We start from the raw sequence: 18,909 nt of genomic DNA, 5'->3' as shown, positions 1-18,909 counted from the left end.
CCGTGTCAGGCGCCCCCCGTTCGTTTCAGCGGAACAGCGACAGGATGTTCTGCGGCTGCTGGTTGGCGATCGACAGCGCCTGGATGCCAAGCTGCTGCTGGGTTTGCAGCGACTGCAGGCGGGCCGAGGCCTCTTCCATATCCGCATCGACGAGCGAGCCGATCCCGGTCTTCATCGCGTCCGAAAGGTTCGAGATGAACTCCGACTGGGTCTGGATGCGCCCCTCGATCGAACCGAAGTTGGCCGCGGCATTGGTGGCCGTGTCGATCAGCGATTCGATCGCGCCAAGCGCCGCAGTTGCGCCGGTGTTGGTCGTGACATCAAGGCCGGTCAGCGCCGACAGGCCACCCGCGCCTGCCGAGTGGAACTGCGCGGTGATGTTGAGGTCTTGGTCCAGCCCGACCACATCGGCCGGGGTATCGGTGGCAAGACCGTCGATTGCGGTGTCGGTAACCGTCAGCGTGATCGCGCCGTCGTTCGAGCCGTCCGCCGCGCTGGTGGTGATCTCAAGGTCGGCAATGCCGAGCGCGTCGATCGCCGAGGCAAGCCCCGCCAGGATCCGGTTCGACTGTTCGGTCGCCGTCTGCGCCGCGTCGCCCGCACTGACGGTATAGCGCACCTCCTGCTCGCCGATCCGCATCGAGATCGCGTCGCCCTCGGCATAGGTGATCGTCCGGTCGAGGGTGAACGAGACGGTGCTGGTATCAGCCTTGGCCAGCGTGGCCGCAGCCACATCCTTGGTCGTCGAGGCGTTGGCCGAGCTGAACACCGCCTTGGCGGTGTAGCCGCCGGTCGACAGGTTCTGCCCGTCGACCTGGATATGGGCAGCATTCACCCCGGTCGCGGTGCGGTCGAGCGACGAAAGCACGTTCACGCTCGAATTGCTGCCATCGACCAGGTTCAGCCCGTTGAACTGCGCCGCGCCGATGACCGAGTTGATCTGATCCTTGAGCGCGTTGATGTCGTTCTGGATCTTGCCGCGATCGACGTTCGATTCCTGCGCGGCGACGATCTTGCCCTTCATGTCCGTCAGCAGGTCGGTGATGGTTTCTGAAGCCTGGCGCGCCACAGCAACGGTCGATTCGCCAAGCGCAAGGCTGTCGGAGATGCCCGAGAAGCCCTTCACATCCGATTCCATCACTTTCGAGATGGCCCAGATCGCCGCGTTATCCTTGGCCGAGGCGATGGATTTGCCGGTCGAGATCTCGGCCTGGGTCTTGGCCAGACCCGAGTTGATGCCCTTGAGCGTTTGCAGCGCCACCATCGCGCTGGAGTTCGTCAGAATGCTCGACATGTCATGTCCTTCCAAAAACGGCGCTTTGCGCCGGGTTTCGCTTGCCGTTTTCAAACGGCGCTCGTGGCGTTCTGACCGATGCGGCGCTGAGTCGGGTGCCGCGCCATCCCAAGGATGCAAGGCGATCCTTGCAGCGGATCACCTAACAGAAAGCTAAGGCCGGCAAGTTGCCGGCCCCTGAATCGTTTGGATTTTAGTCGATTGTCTCAGGCGCGATGCTCGAGGCCCGAGCCGCCCTCGCGGCTGATGCGCTGCGCGCGCCCGGCGCTGTCATAGCTTTGGAAGCCGCGTGCGGCCTCGCGGATCAGGCCAAGGCGGCGTTGCGCGGCGCGCACGCCTTCGAGCGCGGCGGCCAGCATTCGGCCGTTTTGTTGCGCGGCATCACGCAGGGCTGAAAGCGCGGTCCCCGATTCGCCTTCAAGCCGCGCAAGCAGGTCGGTCTTGCACCGGACCAGCGTCTCGAGCGCAGCAAAATCGCCGCTGCGGATGGCCTCACGTTCAGCCTGCAACACGGCGCGCATCTGATCGGCGGGGGATTTGGGCTCAGCCATTGGCCTGATCCTTCTGCATGGCCGCGAACAGCCGCTCTGCCAGGCCGATGCCGCCGCGCTGCGCCATCAGGCTTGCCTGTTCCTGCACGAGGAACGAGGAAAACTGCTCTTCTCCAGCGCCGCCGCCGAAGGCCTGCTGGCTTTTGCCAAGGCCCGCCTGTTTGAGCATCTCGGCCAGGAAAGCAGCCTCCAAATCCTGCGCGGCTTGCCGCAGCGCGGGTTTCGGGGCGCTCGGCGCTGTCGCGGCACCGGTGCGGGCGGTCGGATCGAACATGGCGGTCGCTCCAATTGAATCGATTTCGTCCACTATCCGCGTCAGGAGTAAAGAAGCAGTAACCTCTCGCTGACAGGCTGGCGGCGGATCGACAGAAGTCGAGGGGACGATGCCGCAGTTGACACCCGCAGACCGCCCGGCGACGGGAGCACCGCTTGCCGCCAATCCGGGAGGCAAGGCGAAAGGCCTTGGCCTGCCAGACGGCGCGTTCGGGAATTTGCTTGAGGGTGGGGCGGATCCCTCCGCGCCGCGACAGGACGATCCGGCGAAAACGGATGTCGGCCCGCGCCCCGAGCCGCTGAGTTGCGCGGCGCTTGTCCTGCTGTTGCCCTCCGCCCCTGCCATGCCTGACCCGGCCGCGCCCGGCGCGGGGGGCAGCGCCGAAGCGCTCATCCGAACATCCCCGCTGCCCGACAGGGGGGCGCTGGTCACGTCGGATCAGGTCCCATCCGACCCCCCCGCTTCAGAGCCACCAGCAGCCCGGAGTAATGTCGTTGGGAACACAGTTTCCCTTGGCCCGGAGCTCGCTGCCATGGTTCCTGCAGAGCCTGCCGATAGCGCCTGCGTTGTGGGGCCCGCTGCCAGCGTTGATCCGCCCCCGGCAGGTTCGGAGCTTCCGGCGGCGGCCGCCGCGCTTGCGGCTGCGGTGGCGTTTGGGCCAGCATTCACGCCCGGTTCTACGCAGCGGGTGGCACGTGATCCCGCGCCCGCTGCGGCGCAAAACCCTACATCCGCGACGGCGTTGGAATCGGCCCGCCGCGCGGAACTTGCAAACGGCGGCGTGCCCGCGCCGGGTCTTGCAGAAATCTCGCCGCGCAACGTGCCTGATGTGCCGAAGGGCGAAACCTCCGGCGCGATGGTCGTGCCTTTTTCACCTGCCCCCGACAAGCCGGAGGACCAGACCGCCTCCTCTCCCGTGTCAGGGGCGGCAGGTTCGCCGCAAATGCCAACGCAGGCGTTCTTGGCGGGGGGCGGGGTCGATCAGCGCCAGCAGCGCGGGCGGGGGGATACGGAAAGCCTCGGGGGGATTGCCGAGGTGGTGGCCCCGACCGCGCGCGGTCTCGCCCTCGAGGTTCAGACTGTACCCCTGTCGCCGCGCCCAGGTGTTGCCGAACCGCCCGCAACCCCGGTTCACGTCTCCCGGCAACTGGCCGAGGCAGCGGGCGCGCAGCGCGACGGCATGGTTGAAGTGGCGCTGGCCCCCGAGGAACTGGGCAAGGTAAAACTGCGATTGCAGGCCCATGACGGGGTCATGAGCGTCTCGATTCAGGCCGAACGCCCCGAAACGCTGGACCTCATGCGCCGCCATGCGGATCTTCTGGCGCGCGATTTTCGCGACCTCGGATTTCGCGACGTGGCTTTCAGCTTTGCCGAGCATTCCGGGCAGAGGCCCGCCCCGCCTCCCGATCCCGACGAAGGGATGGAGTTGGCCCCGACGATCGATCCCGTCCGACCCGTGCAGATCCCGCCGAAACCCTCCGCCGCAGGACGCGGCCTCGATTTGCGAATGTGAAGGAGCTTTCCGCCATGACCAGCGTTGCCCCGGTTACCAGCACCCCCGCCACCAGCACGGCGACCCAAAGCAAGGGTGCGCTGACTTCGGACTTTCAGACGTTTCTCAAGATGCTGACGGTGCAGATGCAAAACCAGGACCCTCTGAACCCGATCGAAAGCTCGGATTACGCGGTGCAATTGGCGACCTTCTCGGGGGTCGAGCAGCAGGTCCAGACCAATACGCTGCTGCAGGCGCTTGCAGCGCAGATTGGGGTCGCAGGGATGGCAGAGATGGCCGGCTGGGTCGGGATGGAGGCGCGCGTCGCCGCACCCGCCCGATTCGATGGCGCGCCGATTACCCTGGCGCCGAACCCGGCGGTTGGGGCCGATCAGGCGGTGCTGGTTACCTATGAAGCAAGCGGGGCCGAGGTCATGCGCCAGACGATCGCGGCCAGCGCCGAGACGCTCGACTGGGCGGGGACGGATGCGAATGGCGCACCGCTGCCTGCGGGCAACTATTCGTTCCGGCTGGAAAGCTACAATAACGGCACGCTGATCTCGACGGACACGGTCGAGGTCTATAGCCGGATCGTCGAGGCGCAAGGCACCGGCAACGGAACGATGCTGGTGCTTGAAGGGGGTGCGACCGTTGCGGCCAGCGACGTCACCGCGCTGCGCGAGGCGGGCAGGTCCTAGAGGATCTGCCCGACGGCCACGCCAACCGCCAGCAACGCGAGACCGACTGCCGCTAGCCCGGCAATGTGCATCCGGCTTTTCGGCTCGGGCGGCGCGACCGGCGCGGCCTGCCGTTCCAGCGCCGAGCGCAGAAGCTCGGGCAGGCGCGGACCGAAATCGCCCAGGATCATTACCGTACGCACCAGATCGCGGATCGCCGCGCGCGGGCCGAGGTTCTCGCGGATGTATTTCTCGACCACCGGCTGCGCGGTTTCCCAGATGTTGATCGCGGGGTTGAGCGAACGCGCGACGCCCTCGACCACGACCATGGTGCGTTGCAGCAAGATCAGCTCGGTCCGGGTTTGCATCCCGAAGCGCTCGGTCACCTCGAAGAGGTAGGCCAGCAGGCGCGCCATCGAGATATGCGTGGCGTCCATGCCAAAGATCGGCTCGCCCACGGCGCGCAGAGCCAGGGCGAATTCGTTCACGTCGCGGTCGGCGGGCACGTAGCCCGCCTCGAAATGCACCTCGGCCACGCGGCGATAATCGCGGCGGATGAAGCCCATCAGGATCTCGGCATAGACCCGACGGGTATATTCGTCGATCTGCCCCATGATGCCGAAGTCATAGGCGATGACATCGCCATTCGCGGCCACCTTGAGGTTGCCGTGATGCATGTCGGCGTGGAAATAACCGTCGCGCAGCGCGTGGCTGAGGAAGAGTTGTAGCACGCGCTCGGAGATCGCCACGACATCGTGGCCCGCGGCGCGGATCGCGTCGGGGTCGCCGATTGACACGCCCTCGGCCCAGTCCATGGTCATCACGCGGCGGCTCGACATCGACCAGATCGGCTGCGGCACGGCAAAACCCGTGTCGCCTGCCGTGTTGGCCGCAAATTGCGAGGCGGCCGAGGCCTCGAGCCGCAGGTCAAGCTCCCCCATCACAACGCCTTCGAAATGCTTGACGACATCGGTCGGGCGCAGTCGGCGCGAGGCGGGAGAGAGCCGCTCGATCATGTCGGCGGCGAAATGGAAGGCGTCGAGGTCGCGGCGGAAGGCGCGCTCGATCTCGGGGCGCAGGACCTTGACGGCGACGCAGGCGCCAGTATCGGCGCGGCGCGCGGAATGGACCTGCGCGATCGAAGCGGCGGCGACGGGCTCCGAGAAATCGAAGAACATCTCGTCCACCGGGCGATCAAGCTCGGCCGCGATCATGCGTTTGGCGACTTCGGTCGGGAAGGGCGGCAGCTTGTCTTGCAGCACACGCAGCTGGTCGGCCAGTTCCTCGCCCACGACATCGGGGCGGGTCGAGAGGACCTGTCCGAACTTGATATAGGCCGGTCCGAGCGCGGTGATCGCGCGGGTCACCGGCGGCAGATTCGGATCGCCCTTGTAACCTAGCCATTTGAACGGCCAGCCCATGATGCGTGCCACCAACCGCAGGCGCGGCGGCGCTTCAACGGCCTCGAGCGCGACCTTCATCGCCCCGGTGCGCTCAAAGGTGGCGCCGGTGCGGATCAGCCGCCAGATGTTATGAGGTCCCCGCATCTCAGATCTTCCAGCCGGAATGGAGCGCCGCAATCCCCATCGAAAGGTTGCGGTATTTCACGCGCTCGAACCCCGCCTCGCGGATCATCGAGGCGAAGATTTCCTGCGTCGGGAACTTGCGGATCGATTCGACCAGATACTGGTAGCTGTCGCGGTCGTCGGCGACGATCTGGCCCATCACCGGGATGACGTTGAACGAATAAGCGTCATAAAGAGATTGCAGCATGTCGTTCGGGATCTGGCTGAATTCAAGCACCATCAGCCGCCCGCCGGGGCGAAGCACGCGGTAGGCCTCGCGCAGCGCATCGGGGATACGGGTCACGTTCCGGATGCCGAACGAGATCGTATAGACGTCGAAAGTGTTGTCCTCGAAGGGCAGGGCCATCGCATCGCCCACCACCCATTTGAGGCGATCGGCCATGTCCTCGGCCTCGGCGCGCTTCTGGCCCTCGATCAGCATCGACTCGGTCATGTCGCAGACCGTGGCGCTGGCACCCGGCGCGCGCTTGAGGAAGCGGAAAGCCACATCGCCCGTGCCGCCCGCCACGTCGAGCAGCTTTTGTCCGGGGCGCGGCGCAAGCCAGTCCATCATCGCGTCCTTCCAGACCCGGTGGATACCCAGGCTCATCAGATCGTTCATGATGTCGTATTTCGATGCCACGCGTGAGAAGACGCCATGGACAAGCCCGGCCTTCTCCCCTTCATCGACGGTCTTGAAGCCGAAATGCGTGGTCCTGGTCTGATCCGTGCTCATGCGCTCTTGCCGATCTGAAAAACTCCCCCTTCTTATAGGGACCCCAGCGGCCATGACAATGCGACAGGAGCAACGATGCCCGAACTGCCCGAGGTAGAAACCGTCCGGCGCGGCCTTTTGCCTGCGATGGAGGGGCGGCTGATCGTGCAGGCCGAGGTTAATCGCCCCGATCTGCGCTGGCCCCTGCCCGAGAACATGGCCGGGCGGCTGACCGGTGCGCGCGTGGTGCAGTTGCGGCGGCGCTCGAAATATATCCTGGCCGATCTGGACCGGGGCGAGAGCCTGCTGATCCATCTGGGCATGTCGGGGCGGATGCTGGTGTCGGGCGTGATGCTGGGGGGCTTTCACCTCGACCATCCCGCGCCGCAAAAGCATGATCACGTCGTTCTGCACATGGAGGGCGGCGCACGGGTGACCTTCAATGACGCGCGGCGCTTTGGTGCGATGGATCTGGTGCGTACCGACCGCGAAGAGGCCTACTGGCTGCTTGCGGGCCTTGGCCCCGAACCCTTCGGCAACGATTTCCACGAAGACTACCTTGTGGCGCGCCTGAAAGGCCGCGCGACACCGATCAAGGCCGCGCTGCTCGATCAGCGCGTGGTGGCGGGCTTGGGCAATATCTACGTCTCCGAAGTGCTGTTTCGCGCGGGCATCGACCCACGCCGCCAGGCCGGCAAGATCGCTGCAAGGCGGGTAGCGGGCCTTGTGCCGATCATTCGCGAGGTTCTGGCCGAGGCGATCGAGGCGGGCGGATCGAGCCTGCGCGACCACCGCCAGGCTGATGGCGAGCTGGGCTATTTCCAACACAGCTTCCGCGTTTACGACCGCGAGGACGAACCCTGCATCACCTGCGCCACGCCCATCCGGCGCATCGTGCAGTCGGGGCGCTCGAGCTTCTTCTGCCCCAGCTGCCAGCGCTAGTGATGCTGCATCCGCGAAGTCAGGCTTGATAATCGCGGCGGTCCTGATAGGACTCCTGCCATCACAAGGAAAGGCAACGCCACATGGCCTACCAGACCCTGATCGTCGAGATCGAAGACTATGTCGCCCTGATCCGGTTGAATCGCCCCGAAGCCCTGAACGCGCTGAACTCGATCCTGCTGGGAGAGTTGGCCGAGGCGCTGAAGGCGGCGGACGCCAATGAAAAGGTGCGCTGCATCGTCATTACCGGCTCCGAGAAGGCCTTTGCGGCCGGTGCTGACATCAAGGAAATGGCCGACAAGTCTTTTGTCGACATGTATACCCAGAACTACTTCTCCGACAATTCCGACAGCATCCTGCGCACGCGCAAGCCGATCATCGCGGCGGTCGCGGGCTATGCTCTTGGCGGCGGTTGCGAGTTGGCGATGATGTGCGACTTCATCATCTGCGCCGACAACGCCAAGTTCGGCCAGCCCGAGATCAACCTGGGCGTCGTCGCCGGGATCGGGGGCACGCAACGCCTGACGCGCTTTGTCGGCAAGTCGAAGTCGATGGACATGCACCTGACCGGCCGCTTCATGGATGCCGCCGAGGCCGAGCGCTCGGGTCTGGTGAGCCGCGTCGTACCCGCCGCCAAGCTGATGCAGGAAGCAATGGCCGTGGCCCAGAAGGTCGCCGAGAAGTCGGTGCTGACCTCGATGGTCGTCAAGGAATGCGTCAATCGCTCCTACGAGACCACGCTGCAAGAGGGCGTGCATTTCGAACGCCGGATCTTCTTCTCGCTGTTCTCGACCGAGGATCAGAAGGAAGGGATGTCGGCCTTCCTCGAAAAGCGCCAGCCGCAGTTCCGCGACAAATAAGCGAAAGGCCCCCTTCGGGGCTTTTCTTTTTGGCGATTCTCGTTTATGAGGCCGCCTCACATGCGCGTGGAGCCCGCTCAGGCTAGAATCAACCGGTTCGCTGGGACGACCGGGCTTTGTTGCGCAATCGAAATTGTAACAGACCCGGAAAGTCGGAAAAACACATGGCCAATACGCCCCAGTCCAAGAAACGCGCCCGCCAGAACGAGCGCCGCAACGACATCAACAAAGCTCGCCGTTCGCGCATCCGCACCTATGTGCGCAAGGTCGAAGAAGCGATCGCTTCGGGCAATGCCGAAGCTGCCGTTGCTGCTCTGCGTGCCGCTCAGCCGGAACTGGCCCGTGGCGTGACCAAGGGCGTGCTGCACAAGAATACCGTGTCGCGCAAGATCTCGCGCCTTGCTGCGCGCGTGAAAGCTCTCGCGGTCTGATTGTCCGCTGAAACAGACTGTTGCCAAAGGCGCCCAATCGGGCGCCTTTTATTTTTTGTTGTTTTTCAAATGTTTAAAATGAGGTGTTGCAGGTTTGACCAACTGGCGCAGATTCGGTGACACGAATCCTGCGTCAAGAGTGAAGATCGGTTGCGTGGGGGCTCCGCGCCGCGCTAGCGTCTACTTGCGATTCACGTCGCCTTGGGGGACATGACGCATCTTTTCGGGACTGGAGCAGGCATAAACGTCTGCCACGACAAGTAAAAACAGCCGGGTCTCCTGGCCTCGAATGATGCGAATCCGATTCCTGAGGGCTCTGCGCCCTCGCCATCGGCAGATACTGCCTGACTCGGGATTCCCGGGCCGGTTTTCTGTGTCCCAATCGCTGGCTGCGCGCTCCACTCACGCGGGGTTAAGGCCAGCAATGCCAGGGGATGCGGATGCGGCTGACCGTGTGTGTTTTGAATAGGCAAGAAAATGACGGACGAGACCTGGGGGCGGGTGTGTGATGAGCTTCTCAAGAGCGTTGGCAAGAACAACTACTCGACCTGGATCGCGCCGCTTCGGCTGATCGAGATGTCCGAAGGCATCGCGGCCTTCGAAGCACCGACCAAATTCATGCGTGACTGGGTGTCGCGCAATTTCGCCGAACCGATTCTGCGCGAGCTGCGCGCGGCCGGTGTCGCGGCCGAGCGGATCGACATCCGTGTGCCTGCCCTGCGTGCGATTCCCGCAGCCGAAATCTCAAAACCCGCCGTGGCCCCGGCTCCGGCGCGCGCCCGTGTTGCGCGCCCGGTCGATGGCGCCGAGCTTCCCGGCGCGCCGCTTGATGCGCGCTTCACCTTCGACAGTTTCGTTGTCGGCAAACCGAACGAGCTGGCCCATGCCGCCGCGCGCCGCGTGGCCGAGGGCGGTCCGGTTACCTTCAACCCGCTGTTCCTCTATGGCGGCGTGGGTCTTGGTAAGACCCACCTGATGCATGCCATCGCGCATGAGCTGCAGATCCGCCGCCCCGACCTGCGCGTGCTCTATCTCTCGGCCGAACAGTTTATGTATCGCTTCGTGCAGGCCCTGCGTGAGCGTCAGATCATGGACTTCAAGGAGCTGTTCCGCTCGGTCGATGTGCTGATGGTCGATGACGTGCAATTCATCGCCGGCAAGGACAGCACGCAGGAAGAATTCTTCCACACGTTCAACGCGCTTGTCGATCAGGGCAAGCAGATCGTCATCTCGGCCGACCGCGCGCCGGGAGAAATCAAGGATCTCGAAGAGCGTATCAAATCGCGTCTGCAGTGCGGCCTCGTGGTCGATCTGCACCCGACCGACTATGAGCTGCGCCTTGGCATCCTTCAGACCAAGACCGAGGCCTACCGCGCCCAGTATCCGGGCCTCAAGCTGGCCTCGGGCGTGCTGGAGTTCCTCGCGCATCGCATCACGACCAACGTTCGAGTGCTGGAAGGCGCGCTGACCCGTCTCTTCGCCTTCGCCTCGCTGGTCGGGCGCGAGATCACGCTGGATCTGGCGCAGGAATGCCTGACCGACATCCTGCGCGCCTCGGATCGCAAGGTTTCGATCGAGGAGATCCAGCGCAAGGTGGCCGAGCATTACAACGTCCGCCTGTCCGATATGATCGGGCCCAAGCGCGTGCGCACCATCGCGCGTCCGCGTCAGGTGGCGATGTATCTGTCCAAGCAGCTGACCACCCGCAGCCTGCCCGAGATCGGGCGTCGTTTCGGTGGCCGTGACCACACCACGATCATGCATGGCATCCGCAAGATCGAGGAATTGAAGGACGGCGATCGGCAACTGGCCGAGGATATCGCGCTGCTGCGTCGGCTTCTGGAAAGCTGACGCGACACGCCGAGCCCTTGACGCCCGCGCCAAAGCGGCCGAATGTCCTGAAAAATCTTGAGCCTGAGCGGAGAGATGTTACCTTTCCGTTCCGGTCTGCCGTGGGGGATGGAAATGAAATTCAGCATCGAACGTGCCGCGCTTCTGAAGGCGGTGGCTCAGGCTCAGTCGGTCGTCGAGCGCCGCAACACGATTCCGATCCTCGCGAATGTGCTGATCGAGGCGGAAGGCAGCACGGTATCGTTCCGCGCCACCGACCTTGATATCGAGGTGGTCGACAAGGCCCCCGCGCAGGTTGAACGCGCTGGCGCCACCACCGTTTCGGCGGTCATGCTGCATGAGATTGTGCGCAAACTGCCCGATGGCGCGCTTATCTCGCTGACCGATGATGCGGCGGCGGGGCGGCTGACGATCCAGGCGGGGCGGTCGAGTTTCAACCTCGCCACGCTGCCCAAGGAAGATTTCCCGGTCATGGCCTCGTCGGAATATACGGCGAATTTCTCGGCCAAGGCGGGCGTGCTGCGGCGCCTCTTCGACAAGTCGAAATTCGCGATCTCGACCGAAGAGACGCGCTATTACCTCAACGGCGTCTATATGCATGTCGCGACGGGCGAAGATGGCCCGGCGCTGCGCTGCGTGGCGACCGATGGCCACCGGCTGGCGCGGATCGATGCGCCCCTGCCCGATGGTGCGCAGGGGATGCCCGGCGTAATCGTGCCGCGCAAAACGGTGAACGAGCTGCGCAAGCTTCTGGATGACGACGAAACCGCCATCGCGGTTTCGGTTTCCGAAACCAAGGTGCGCTTTGCCACCCCGGTGATCACGTTGACCTCGAAAGTCATCGACGGCACCTTCCCTGATTACACGCGCGTCATTCCGATGGGTAACACCCGCCGGCTTGAGGTCGATGCCTCGGAATTTGCCAAGGCCGTGGACCGCGTGGCGACCGTCTCGTCCGAGCGTTCGCGCGCCGTCAAGCTCAGCCTCGACGAAGACCGGCTGGTGCTGTCGGTCAACGCCCCCGATGCGGGTGCGGCCGAGGAAGAACTGGCCGTGGCCTATGGCGACGAGCGGCTCGAAATTGGCTTCAACGCCAAGTATCTGCTTGAAATCGCAAGCCAGGTGGACCGCGAGAACGCCGTCTTCATGTTCAACTCTTCCGGCGATCCGACGCTGATGCGCGAGGGCAACGACACCTCGGCGGTCTATGTCGTGATGCCGATGCGCGTGTGATCGGGGCCGGTTCCGGTCTGCGATCCAATGCAGTGAAAGGGCGCCGATGCTGAGGGAGCTGACTCTATTGCAGTTCCGCTCGCATCGGCGTTCGCATCTGGCGTTCGACGGGCGGCCGGTGGCGATCTACGGGCCGAATGGCGCGGGCAAGACCAATATCCTTGAGGCGATTTCCTTGCTCAGCCCCGGCCGCGGGTTGCGGCGGGCCTCGGCCGAAGAGTTGATGCGCCGCGCCGAGGCGGTGGGCTGGAAGATCCGCGCCGAGACCGAGTTGCACGAGATCGAAACCACGGCCCTGCCCGGCGCCTCGCGCGAGGTGTTGATCGATGGCAAGGCGGCGCCTCAGGTAGCGCTTGGGCGCATCCTGCGGGTGCTCTGGCTGGTGCCCGCGATGGACCGGCTGTGGATCGAGGGGGCCGAGGGACGGCGACGGTTTCTCGATCGGATCACCCTGTCCTTCGTGCCCGCCCATGCCGAGGCGGTTCTGGCCTATGAGAAGGCCATGCGCGAGCGTAACCGGCTGCTCAAGGATCAGGTCAGCGATCAGCGCTGGTATCACGCGCTGGAGGGCCAGATGGCCGAGGCCGCCGCGCTGATCGCCGCCAATCGTGCCGAGGCACTGGCCCGCATTTCAGCGGCGCAGGATGGCGCGGCAACCGCCTTTCCCGCCGCGCATCTGGCCATCGTCAATGGCGGCCCCGAGGATCTGGCCGCCGCGCTGGCCGAGGGGCGGCGGCGCGACATGGCGGCGGGGCGGACGCTCGAAGGACCGCACCGCGTCGATCTTGAGGCGATCTATGCCGAGAAGGACGTGCCCGCCGCACTCTGCTCGACCGGAGAGCAAAAGGCGCTGTTGATTTCGCTCGTGCTGGCGAATGCCCGCGCGCTGGCGGGGGAGCCGGTCGTGGTGCTGCTTGATGAGGTGGCCGCGCATCTTGATGCGGGACGGCGCGCGGCGCTTTATGACGAGATCTGCACCCTGCCCGCGCAGGTCGTGATGACCGGGACGGGGGCCGAGCTTTACGACAGCCTCGGGCCGCGTGGGCGCTATTACGAGGTCGTCGAGCACGAAGGTGTCTCGCAGGTCAACGAAAGGAGCGCACTATGAGTTATCCCAAGCAGCGCGTCACCCTGATCACCCTCGGCGTGGCTGACATCCCGCGGGCGCGGGCGTTTTACGAGGCGCTTGGCTGGCGCCCGGTTCAGGCGCTCGATAGCGTGGTCTTTTTCCAGCTTTCCGGGATGGCCCTGGGCCTCTTCGGGCGCGCGGATCTGGCGGCCGATCAGGGGCGGCCGGGCGCCGCGCTTGGCACCGGCGCGATGACGCTGGCACAGAACTTCGATACCGAGGCCGAGGTGGATGCCGCTTTTGCTGCCGCGCTGGCGGCGGGGGCTACGGCGCTGAAGGCGCCTGAAAAGGTCTTCTGGGGCGGATACTCGGGCTATTTCACCGATCCCGACGGCCATGTCTGGGAATTGGCGATGAACCCGTTCTGGGCGCTCTCTGCCGATGGGGCGCTCAGCATTCCGCCTGCGTCATAAGCCCACCAAATCTTGTGTCTTGGACGTGACATTCCCCCGCCGACCCACTATAAATCGCCGGTGATATTGAGGATGGGCGGGCATGACCGAGAACACCAAGAACAAGGCCGAATACGGCGCCGATTCCATCAAGGTTCTCAAGGGCCTGGAAGCGGTGCGCAAACGGCCGGGCATGTATATCGGCGATACCGACGATGGCTCGGGCCTGCATCACATGGTCTACGAGGTCGTCGATAACGGCATCGACGAGGCTCTGGCGGGCCATGCCAACTACGTTGCGGTGAAGATTCACGCCGACAGCTCGGTCTCGGTGCGCGACAACGGGCGCGGGATTCCGGTCGATATCCATGCCGAAGAGGGTGTCTCGGCGGCCGAGGTCATCATGACGCAGCTGCATGCGGGCGGTAAGTTCAACAACACCGATGAGGGCGGCAACGCCTACAAGGTCTCGGGCGGTCTGCATGGCGTGGGCGTGTCGGTTGTGAACGCGCTCTCGGATTGGCTCGAACTGCGCGTCTGGCGCAACGACAAGGAATATTACGCCCGTTTCGAAAAGGGCGAATGCGTTGAGCATGTGCGCGAAGTGGGCGATGCGCCCGGCGAGAAGGGCACCGAGGTGCGCTTCATGGCCTCGTCCAAGATCAACGACCCCGAGGGCACGTTCTCGAACCTCGACTATGTGTTCAAGACGCTCGAAACCCGCCTGCGCGAGCTGGCCTTCCTGAACTCGGGCGTGCGGATCATTCTTGAAGACGACCGGCCCGCCGACGCTCTGCGTACCGAGTTGCATTACGAAGGTGGCGTGCGCGAGTTTGTGAAATACCTCGACCGGTCGAAAGCCGCCGTCATGCCCGAGCCGATCTATATGGTCGGCGAGGTGCGCGGGATCGGCGTCGAAGTGGCGATGTGGTGGAACGACAGCTACCACGAAACCGTGCTGCCCTTCACCAACAACATCCCGCAGCGCGATGGCGGCACGCACCTTGCGGGCTTCCGCGGCGCGCTGACGCGCACCATCACGAAATATGCCCAAGACAGCGGCATCGCCAAGCGCGAGAAGGTCGATTTTACCGGTGACGACGCGCGCGAAGGCCTGACCTGCGTGCTGTCGGTCAAGGTGCCGGACCCGAAATTCTCCAGCCAGACCAAGGATAAGCTGGTCTCCTCCGAGGTGCGTCCCGCGGTTGAGAATCTGGTGAACGAGAAGCTCAGCGAGTGGTTCGAGGAACATCCCGGCGAGGCCAAGCAGATCGTCGGCAAGATCGTCGAGGCGGCCCTTGCGCGCGAGGCGGCCCGCAAGGCGCGCGAGCTGACGCGGCGCAAGACCGCGATGGACGTGGCCTCGCTGCCCGGCAAGCTGGCCGACTGCCAGGAGAAAGACCCCGCCCTGTCCGAAGTCTTCCTGGTCGAGGGTGACTCGGCCGGCGGTTCGGCCAAGCAGGGGCGCGAGCGCAAGAACCAGGCGGTGCTGCCGCTGCGTGGCAAGATTCTGAACGTCGAGCGCGCGCGCTTTGACCGGATGCTGTCGTCTGACCAGATCGGCACGCTGATCACCGCGCTTGGCACCGGCATTGGCCGCGACGAGTTCAACATCGACAAGCTGCGCTACCACAAGATCGTCATCATGACCGATGCCGACGTGGACGGCGCCCACATCCGTACGCTGCTGCTGACCTTCTTCTTCCGCCAGATGCCCGAGCTGATCGAGCACGGTTATCTCTACATCGCGCAGCCGCCGCTTTACAAAGTCGCGCGCGGCAAGTCCGAGGTCTATCTCAAGGACCAGGCGGCGCTGGATGACTTCCTGGTGCATCAGGGCGTCGAAGGCGCGATGCTGCGCCTTGGCAGCGGCGAGGAAATCACCGGTCAGGATCTGCTGCGCGTGGTCGAGGAGGCTCGCGTGATCAAGCGTATCCTCGCGACCTTCCCGACGCATTACCCGCGCAACATCCTTGAGCAGGCAGCGATTGCCGGGGCGATGCTGCCCGGGGCGATGGATGCCGATGCGCAGGCGGTGGCCGATAGCGTCGCGCGGCGCCTTGATCTGGTAGCGCTGGAATATGAGCGCGGCTGGCAAGGCCGCCCGACGCAGGATCACGGCCTGCGCCTGAGCCGCATCCTGCGCGGTGTCGAAGAGGTGCGTACCCTTGACGGCCATGTCTTGCGCGCCGCCGAGTCGCGGCGTCTGGGGCAATATACGCAAGATCTGCGCGACACCTACGGCACCCCCGCGACGCTGATCCGCAAGGAGCGCGAGCAGCTGATCAACGGCCCGCTCGACTTGCTGGCGGCGATCCTGCAAGAGGGCGAGAAGGGCCTGACCTTGCAGCGCTACAAGGGTCTGGGCGAGATGAACCCCGAGCAGCTGTGGGAAACCACGCTCGATCCCTCGGCGCGCACGCTGTTGCAGGTGCGCATCGAGGATGTGGCCGAGGCCGACGACATCTTCACCAAGTTGATGGGTGACGTTGTCGAGCCGCGCCGCGAGTTCATCCAGCAAAATGCGCTGAGCGTGGAGCACCTCGACTTCTGAGGTGTCCGTCGGATTGCACGCGATCCTGCACTAAGGCGAATCGATCTCGGGGTGAGGCATTCGGTGCCGCAAATCGCCGGGGGCTGATTGTTGCCAAAATACACACAATGTGGCTTGCCTCCTCGATTCCGAGGGATTCGCGTCGTTTGGGCGCCGTGCTTACGCGTTGTCGGCGCTGTCACTCTCCCGGATACAATCTCCGGCTGAGGCAATGGCTTCCTTTACGTAATTGACAATTTGCCGCACCAAAGCCACACTTTCGCCATATTCTATTAAACGCACACGGAGTGTTTGCGTAACTTTCTTGCTACCGTGCCCGAACAAGTTCGTAGGGCGTGAATTATTGAAGCCAATAATGAAACAACGCAGTTCGTAGTCGCATCCAGAGTTTCCATGGGTGAGCAAGCGAACTCCACGAGGCATGTCAGACAGCACGACCTGAGCACCATCGGCGCCTGTCGCCGGTATTGATGGAGTTTTGGCGGGGCCGACCGGCGAATGGGCCGGCTTCCTAGAGCGATCAGGATGATTGGATGCGGCCGGCCGAGCGCCCGCCGCGCATTTCGATCGCATGCGTTTGAAATTGATTTTGTGGGGGCTAGACATGGCACTGGAAGATAACAACGACGTCATTCTGTCAGACGACCAGATCCTTGACGATGGTTTGGCAGTCAGTACCGACAAAGATGATTACGCGCCGGGATCGACCGCCTTCTTCACCGCCTCTGGTCTTGAGGACGGCGCCAGTGTCACCTTCGAGGTTGAGCATGTCAGCGACGCCGGTGAGGACGGTGTGCTGGGCACCGCGGACGACGTCGTTATCGACCTCGGCGGCGATGGCCATGATAGCTGGACGGTTACCGACGGCGGCGACGGAGACCTTGACGGTCTGGCAAACGGAACGGTCGTGACGTCATGGTACGTGAACCCGGACGATAGTGCGGGGGAGCGCTTCCTTGTCAGCGCGTCGAGCGGCTCCGACACCGCCTATGCGACATTCACGGACGGCATCGGGGATGATGCGGGGGCTGATGTCGATCTCACGGGGCCTGCGCCCACGACCGTCGAGCTTGATGGCGCCCTCTTCTCAAACGACGCGGCGGGCGCCGGTACTGGCCTGATCAATCCGTTTGTTCGGATCAGCACCAACGATCCGGTGGAGGAAGGGTACAATACCTCCGATCGGCCCCTTGATTACGACGAGAATAGCAGCCCGAATTTCACGCGCGATCTGTTCTACGGCGATATCCCGGTCGTAACGCTTTACGACGATGAGGGTAACGCCGTTCAGTACCTTGAATTCCGTCTTGATATCAACGAGCCGGATTCAGGGGCGACCAGCTATCTCTCGCTCGACGAAGTCCAGATCTATCTCTCGAACGAACAGGTCCCCTCGGGCGACCCGGGCTTGGTCGACCTTTCCGATTATGAACTGGTCTGGTCGCTCGATGAACTGGATGCGAACGGCGAGATCCTGGTCGATAACTGGATCGCGCTCGACTACACGCTGCAGGCGGGCTCCGGTGTTTCGGACATGATCATGTATGTGCCGCTCTCGAGTTTCGAGGAGGCGAACTTTGATCTGAACGACGGCACCTATGTCACGCTCTATTCCAAGTTCGGCGACCAGGACGACTATGTAGTTGACGGCGAACTTGTCGCGGACTGGACCAACAATTCCGGTTTCGAAGAATGGTCGGTTCGTCAATTCGTCGAGGTCGTCGGCATCAAGTTCAATGATATCGATTCCGATGGCGTGCAGGATGACGGCGAAGAGGTGATGAGCGGCTGGGAAATCCGCGCCTATATCGACCTTGATCGCGATGGTCTGCTTGATCAAAACGAGTATGAGCTCGGCGCCTATGCGACCGATTTCACGAATGAATTCGGCGAGTTCGAGCTGAACTTCTTCCTTGATGCGCAGATTCCAAATAACGGCGGGCATGTTGCTGATGCCCAGTTCATCATCGTGGAGGTCATGCAGGACGGGTGGGAGCAGGGCTCCGGCGGCGCGTCTGTGCTCGACCCGTCGCTGGATACCGGCTCGGAAGAGCTCGGGCCGCTCGGCTACGTCTACGACCCGGTTAAGAACGATCTGAACAAAACCCTCGATGGGTTCGATTTCGGAAACTACGAGCCGACCGGAAACATCACCGGTGAAAAATACAACGATGTGGCCGGCGACGGTGCGGGCGGCACGGATACGCCCATCGCGGGTTGGACGATCTATCTGTTCGACGACACGATCGATACCGACAATAGCGGCGGTCTGAGCGAAGCCGAGATTTCTGCGGCCCTAAGCACCGGCACGCCGGTTGCGACGACGGTAACCAACGGCTCGGGTGTCTACTATTTCGGCGATGTGATGGTCGGTGACTATTTCGTCATCGAGGACATGGATGGCCCTGACGGAAATTGGATGCCAACGACCACTCCGTGGCACGCCGTCACCGTCGTGGGCGGCGAGACTTTCGGCGATGAAGGTGGTGAGGCAAGCGACTTCGCGAACTTCGAGAAGTTCGACATCTCTGGGACGAAATACACGGATATCACCGGCGACGGTCTTTCGGATGACGACACGGGTCTTGGCGGCGTGACGATCTTCATCGACGTCAACGGCAACGGGCTGAATGACGACGGCTACTCGGTCGTGACGGCGAATGGGACGACGGACGATCTCGATGGCGACGGCGTGATCGATGATGAAGGGTTCTGGACGTTCCTGGATCTGGACTACACGGTTGCGGGCAAGGAGATCAAAGAGATCACGCCGAGCGGCTATGTTCAGACGGTCGGCCAGGTCGGGACGATCACGGATACGTCTGCGACGCATGTGATCACCGGGACGTCTGGCGCGGACCAGACGGGTCTGGACTTCGCGAACTTCGAGAAGTTCGACATCTCTGGGACGAAATACACGGATATCACCGGCGACGGTCTTTCGGATGA

At 63.5% G+C, this 18,909-nt stretch carries 16 protein-coding genes; 11 read left to right on the top strand and 5 right to left on the bottom strand.

The features are described from left to right. Positions 1-25: 25 nt before the first annotated feature. The 3 genes from KTQ37_RS08085 to KTQ37_RS08075 form a co-directional block, all read right to left on the bottom strand. Positions 26-1,294, bottom strand: a complete 1,269-nt coding sequence (locus KTQ37_RS08085) for a flagellin (RefSeq protein WP_218630004.1) — start codon at positions 1,292-1,294, stop codon at positions 26-28. A gap of 206 nt (positions 1,295-1,500) precedes the next feature. Then, positions 1,501-1,845 carry a hypothetical protein gene (locus KTQ37_RS08080; protein WP_218630003.1) on the bottom strand — a complete coding sequence of 115 codons (345 nt, stop codon included), beginning with the start codon at positions 1,843-1,845 and terminating at the stop codon, positions 1,501-1,503. Further along, positions 1,838-2,119 carry a rod-binding protein gene (locus KTQ37_RS08075; protein ID WP_218630002.1) on the bottom strand — a complete coding sequence of 94 codons (282 nt, stop codon included), beginning with the start codon at positions 2,117-2,119 and terminating at the stop codon, positions 1,838-1,840. Before KTQ37_RS08075 ends, KTQ37_RS08080 begins: the two co-directional genes overlap by 8 nt. A gap of 688 nt (positions 2,120-2,807) precedes the next feature. Here KTQ37_RS08075 and KTQ37_RS16870 point away from each other — a divergent pair. Next, positions 2,808-3,632 (top strand): flagellar hook-length control protein FliK, encoded by an 825-nt coding sequence (locus tag KTQ37_RS16870; RefSeq protein WP_218630001.1) that lies wholly within the window; start codon positions 2,808-2,810, stop codon positions 3,630-3,632. Between the two features lie 14 nt (positions 3,633-3,646). Next, positions 3,647-4,309, top strand: a complete 663-nt coding sequence (locus tag KTQ37_RS08065; RefSeq protein ID WP_218630000.1) for a flagellar hook capping FlgD N-terminal domain-containing protein — start codon at positions 3,647-3,649, stop codon at positions 4,307-4,309. Here the strand turns inward: KTQ37_RS08065 and ubiB are convergent. Together ubiB and ubiE are read right to left on the bottom strand one after the other, a co-directional pair. Further along, entirely contained in the window at positions 4,306-5,835 is a 1,530-nt protein-coding gene (gene ubiB, locus KTQ37_RS08060) for a 2-polyprenylphenol 6-hydroxylase (RefSeq protein WP_218629999.1), read from the bottom strand. The genes KTQ37_RS08065 and ubiB overlap by 4 nt on opposite strands. A gap of 1 nt (position 5,836) precedes the next feature. Further along, entirely contained in the window at positions 5,837-6,589 is a 753-nt protein-coding gene (gene ubiE, locus KTQ37_RS08055; protein WP_218629998.1) for a bifunctional demethylmenaquinone methyltransferase/2-methoxy-6-polyprenyl-1,4-benzoquinol methylase UbiE, read from the bottom strand. Between the two features lie 75 nt (positions 6,590-6,664). On the opposite strand from ubiE, the gene mutM reads away from it, so the two are divergent. The 9 genes from mutM to KTQ37_RS08010 form a co-directional block, all read left to right on the top strand. Further along, entirely contained in the window at positions 6,665-7,510 is an 846-nt protein-coding gene (gene mutM, locus KTQ37_RS08050; protein ID WP_218629997.1) for a bifunctional DNA-formamidopyrimidine glycosylase/DNA-(apurinic or apyrimidinic site) lyase, read from the top strand. Positions 7,511-7,593: 83 nt separating this feature from the next. Next, a complete protein-coding gene (locus tag KTQ37_RS08045; RefSeq protein ID WP_218629996.1) occupies positions 7,594-8,370 on the top strand; it encodes an enoyl-CoA hydratase in 777 nt (258 codons plus the stop codon). Between the two features lie 164 nt (positions 8,371-8,534). Beyond that, positions 8,535-8,801, top strand: a complete 267-nt coding sequence (gene rpsT, locus KTQ37_RS08040) for a 30S ribosomal protein S20 (RefSeq protein WP_218629995.1) — start codon at positions 8,535-8,537, stop codon at positions 8,799-8,801. Between the two features lie 477 nt (positions 8,802-9,278). Beyond that, positions 9,279-10,652 carry a chromosomal replication initiator protein DnaA gene (gene dnaA / locus KTQ37_RS08035; RefSeq protein WP_218629994.1) on the top strand — a complete coding sequence of 458 codons (1,374 nt, stop codon included), beginning with the start codon at positions 9,279-9,281 and terminating at the stop codon, positions 10,650-10,652. Positions 10,653-10,766: 114 nt separating this feature from the next. Then, positions 10,767-11,885, top strand: coding sequence for a DNA polymerase III subunit beta (gene dnaN, locus KTQ37_RS08030; RefSeq protein ID WP_218629993.1), 1,119 nt, complete (start codon positions 10,767-10,769; stop codon positions 11,883-11,885). A gap of 46 nt (positions 11,886-11,931) precedes the next feature. Beyond that, positions 11,932-12,993, top strand: a complete 1,062-nt coding sequence (gene recF, locus KTQ37_RS08025) for a DNA replication/repair protein RecF (RefSeq protein ID WP_218629992.1) — start codon at positions 11,932-11,934, stop codon at positions 12,991-12,993. Then, positions 12,990-13,427 carry a VOC family protein gene (locus KTQ37_RS08020; protein ID WP_218629991.1) on the top strand — a complete coding sequence of 146 codons (438 nt, stop codon included), beginning with the start codon at positions 12,990-12,992 and terminating at the stop codon, positions 13,425-13,427. The genes recF and KTQ37_RS08020 overlap by 4 nt, the downstream gene beginning before the upstream one ends. An 82-nt stretch (positions 13,428-13,509) precedes the next feature. After that, positions 13,510-15,960 (top strand): DNA topoisomerase (ATP-hydrolyzing) subunit B, encoded by a 2,451-nt coding sequence (gene gyrB / locus KTQ37_RS08015; RefSeq protein ID WP_218629990.1) that lies wholly within the window; start codon positions 13,510-13,512, stop codon positions 15,958-15,960. Positions 15,961-16,564: 604 nt separating this feature from the next. Further along, positions 16,565-18,909: hypothetical protein (locus tag KTQ37_RS08010; protein ID WP_218629989.1), on the top strand; the 2,345-nt coding region annotated here is incomplete at its 3' end.

Origin of the sequence: Sedimentimonas flavescens (assembly GCF_019264375.1) — a bacterium.
Taxonomy (GTDB): Bacteria; Pseudomonadota; Alphaproteobacteria; order Rhodobacterales; family Rhodobacteraceae; genus Rhodobacter; species Rhodobacter flavescens.
Note: the sequence above shows the minus strand (reverse complement) of the source record. Positions and strands in the feature narration are given on the sequence as shown.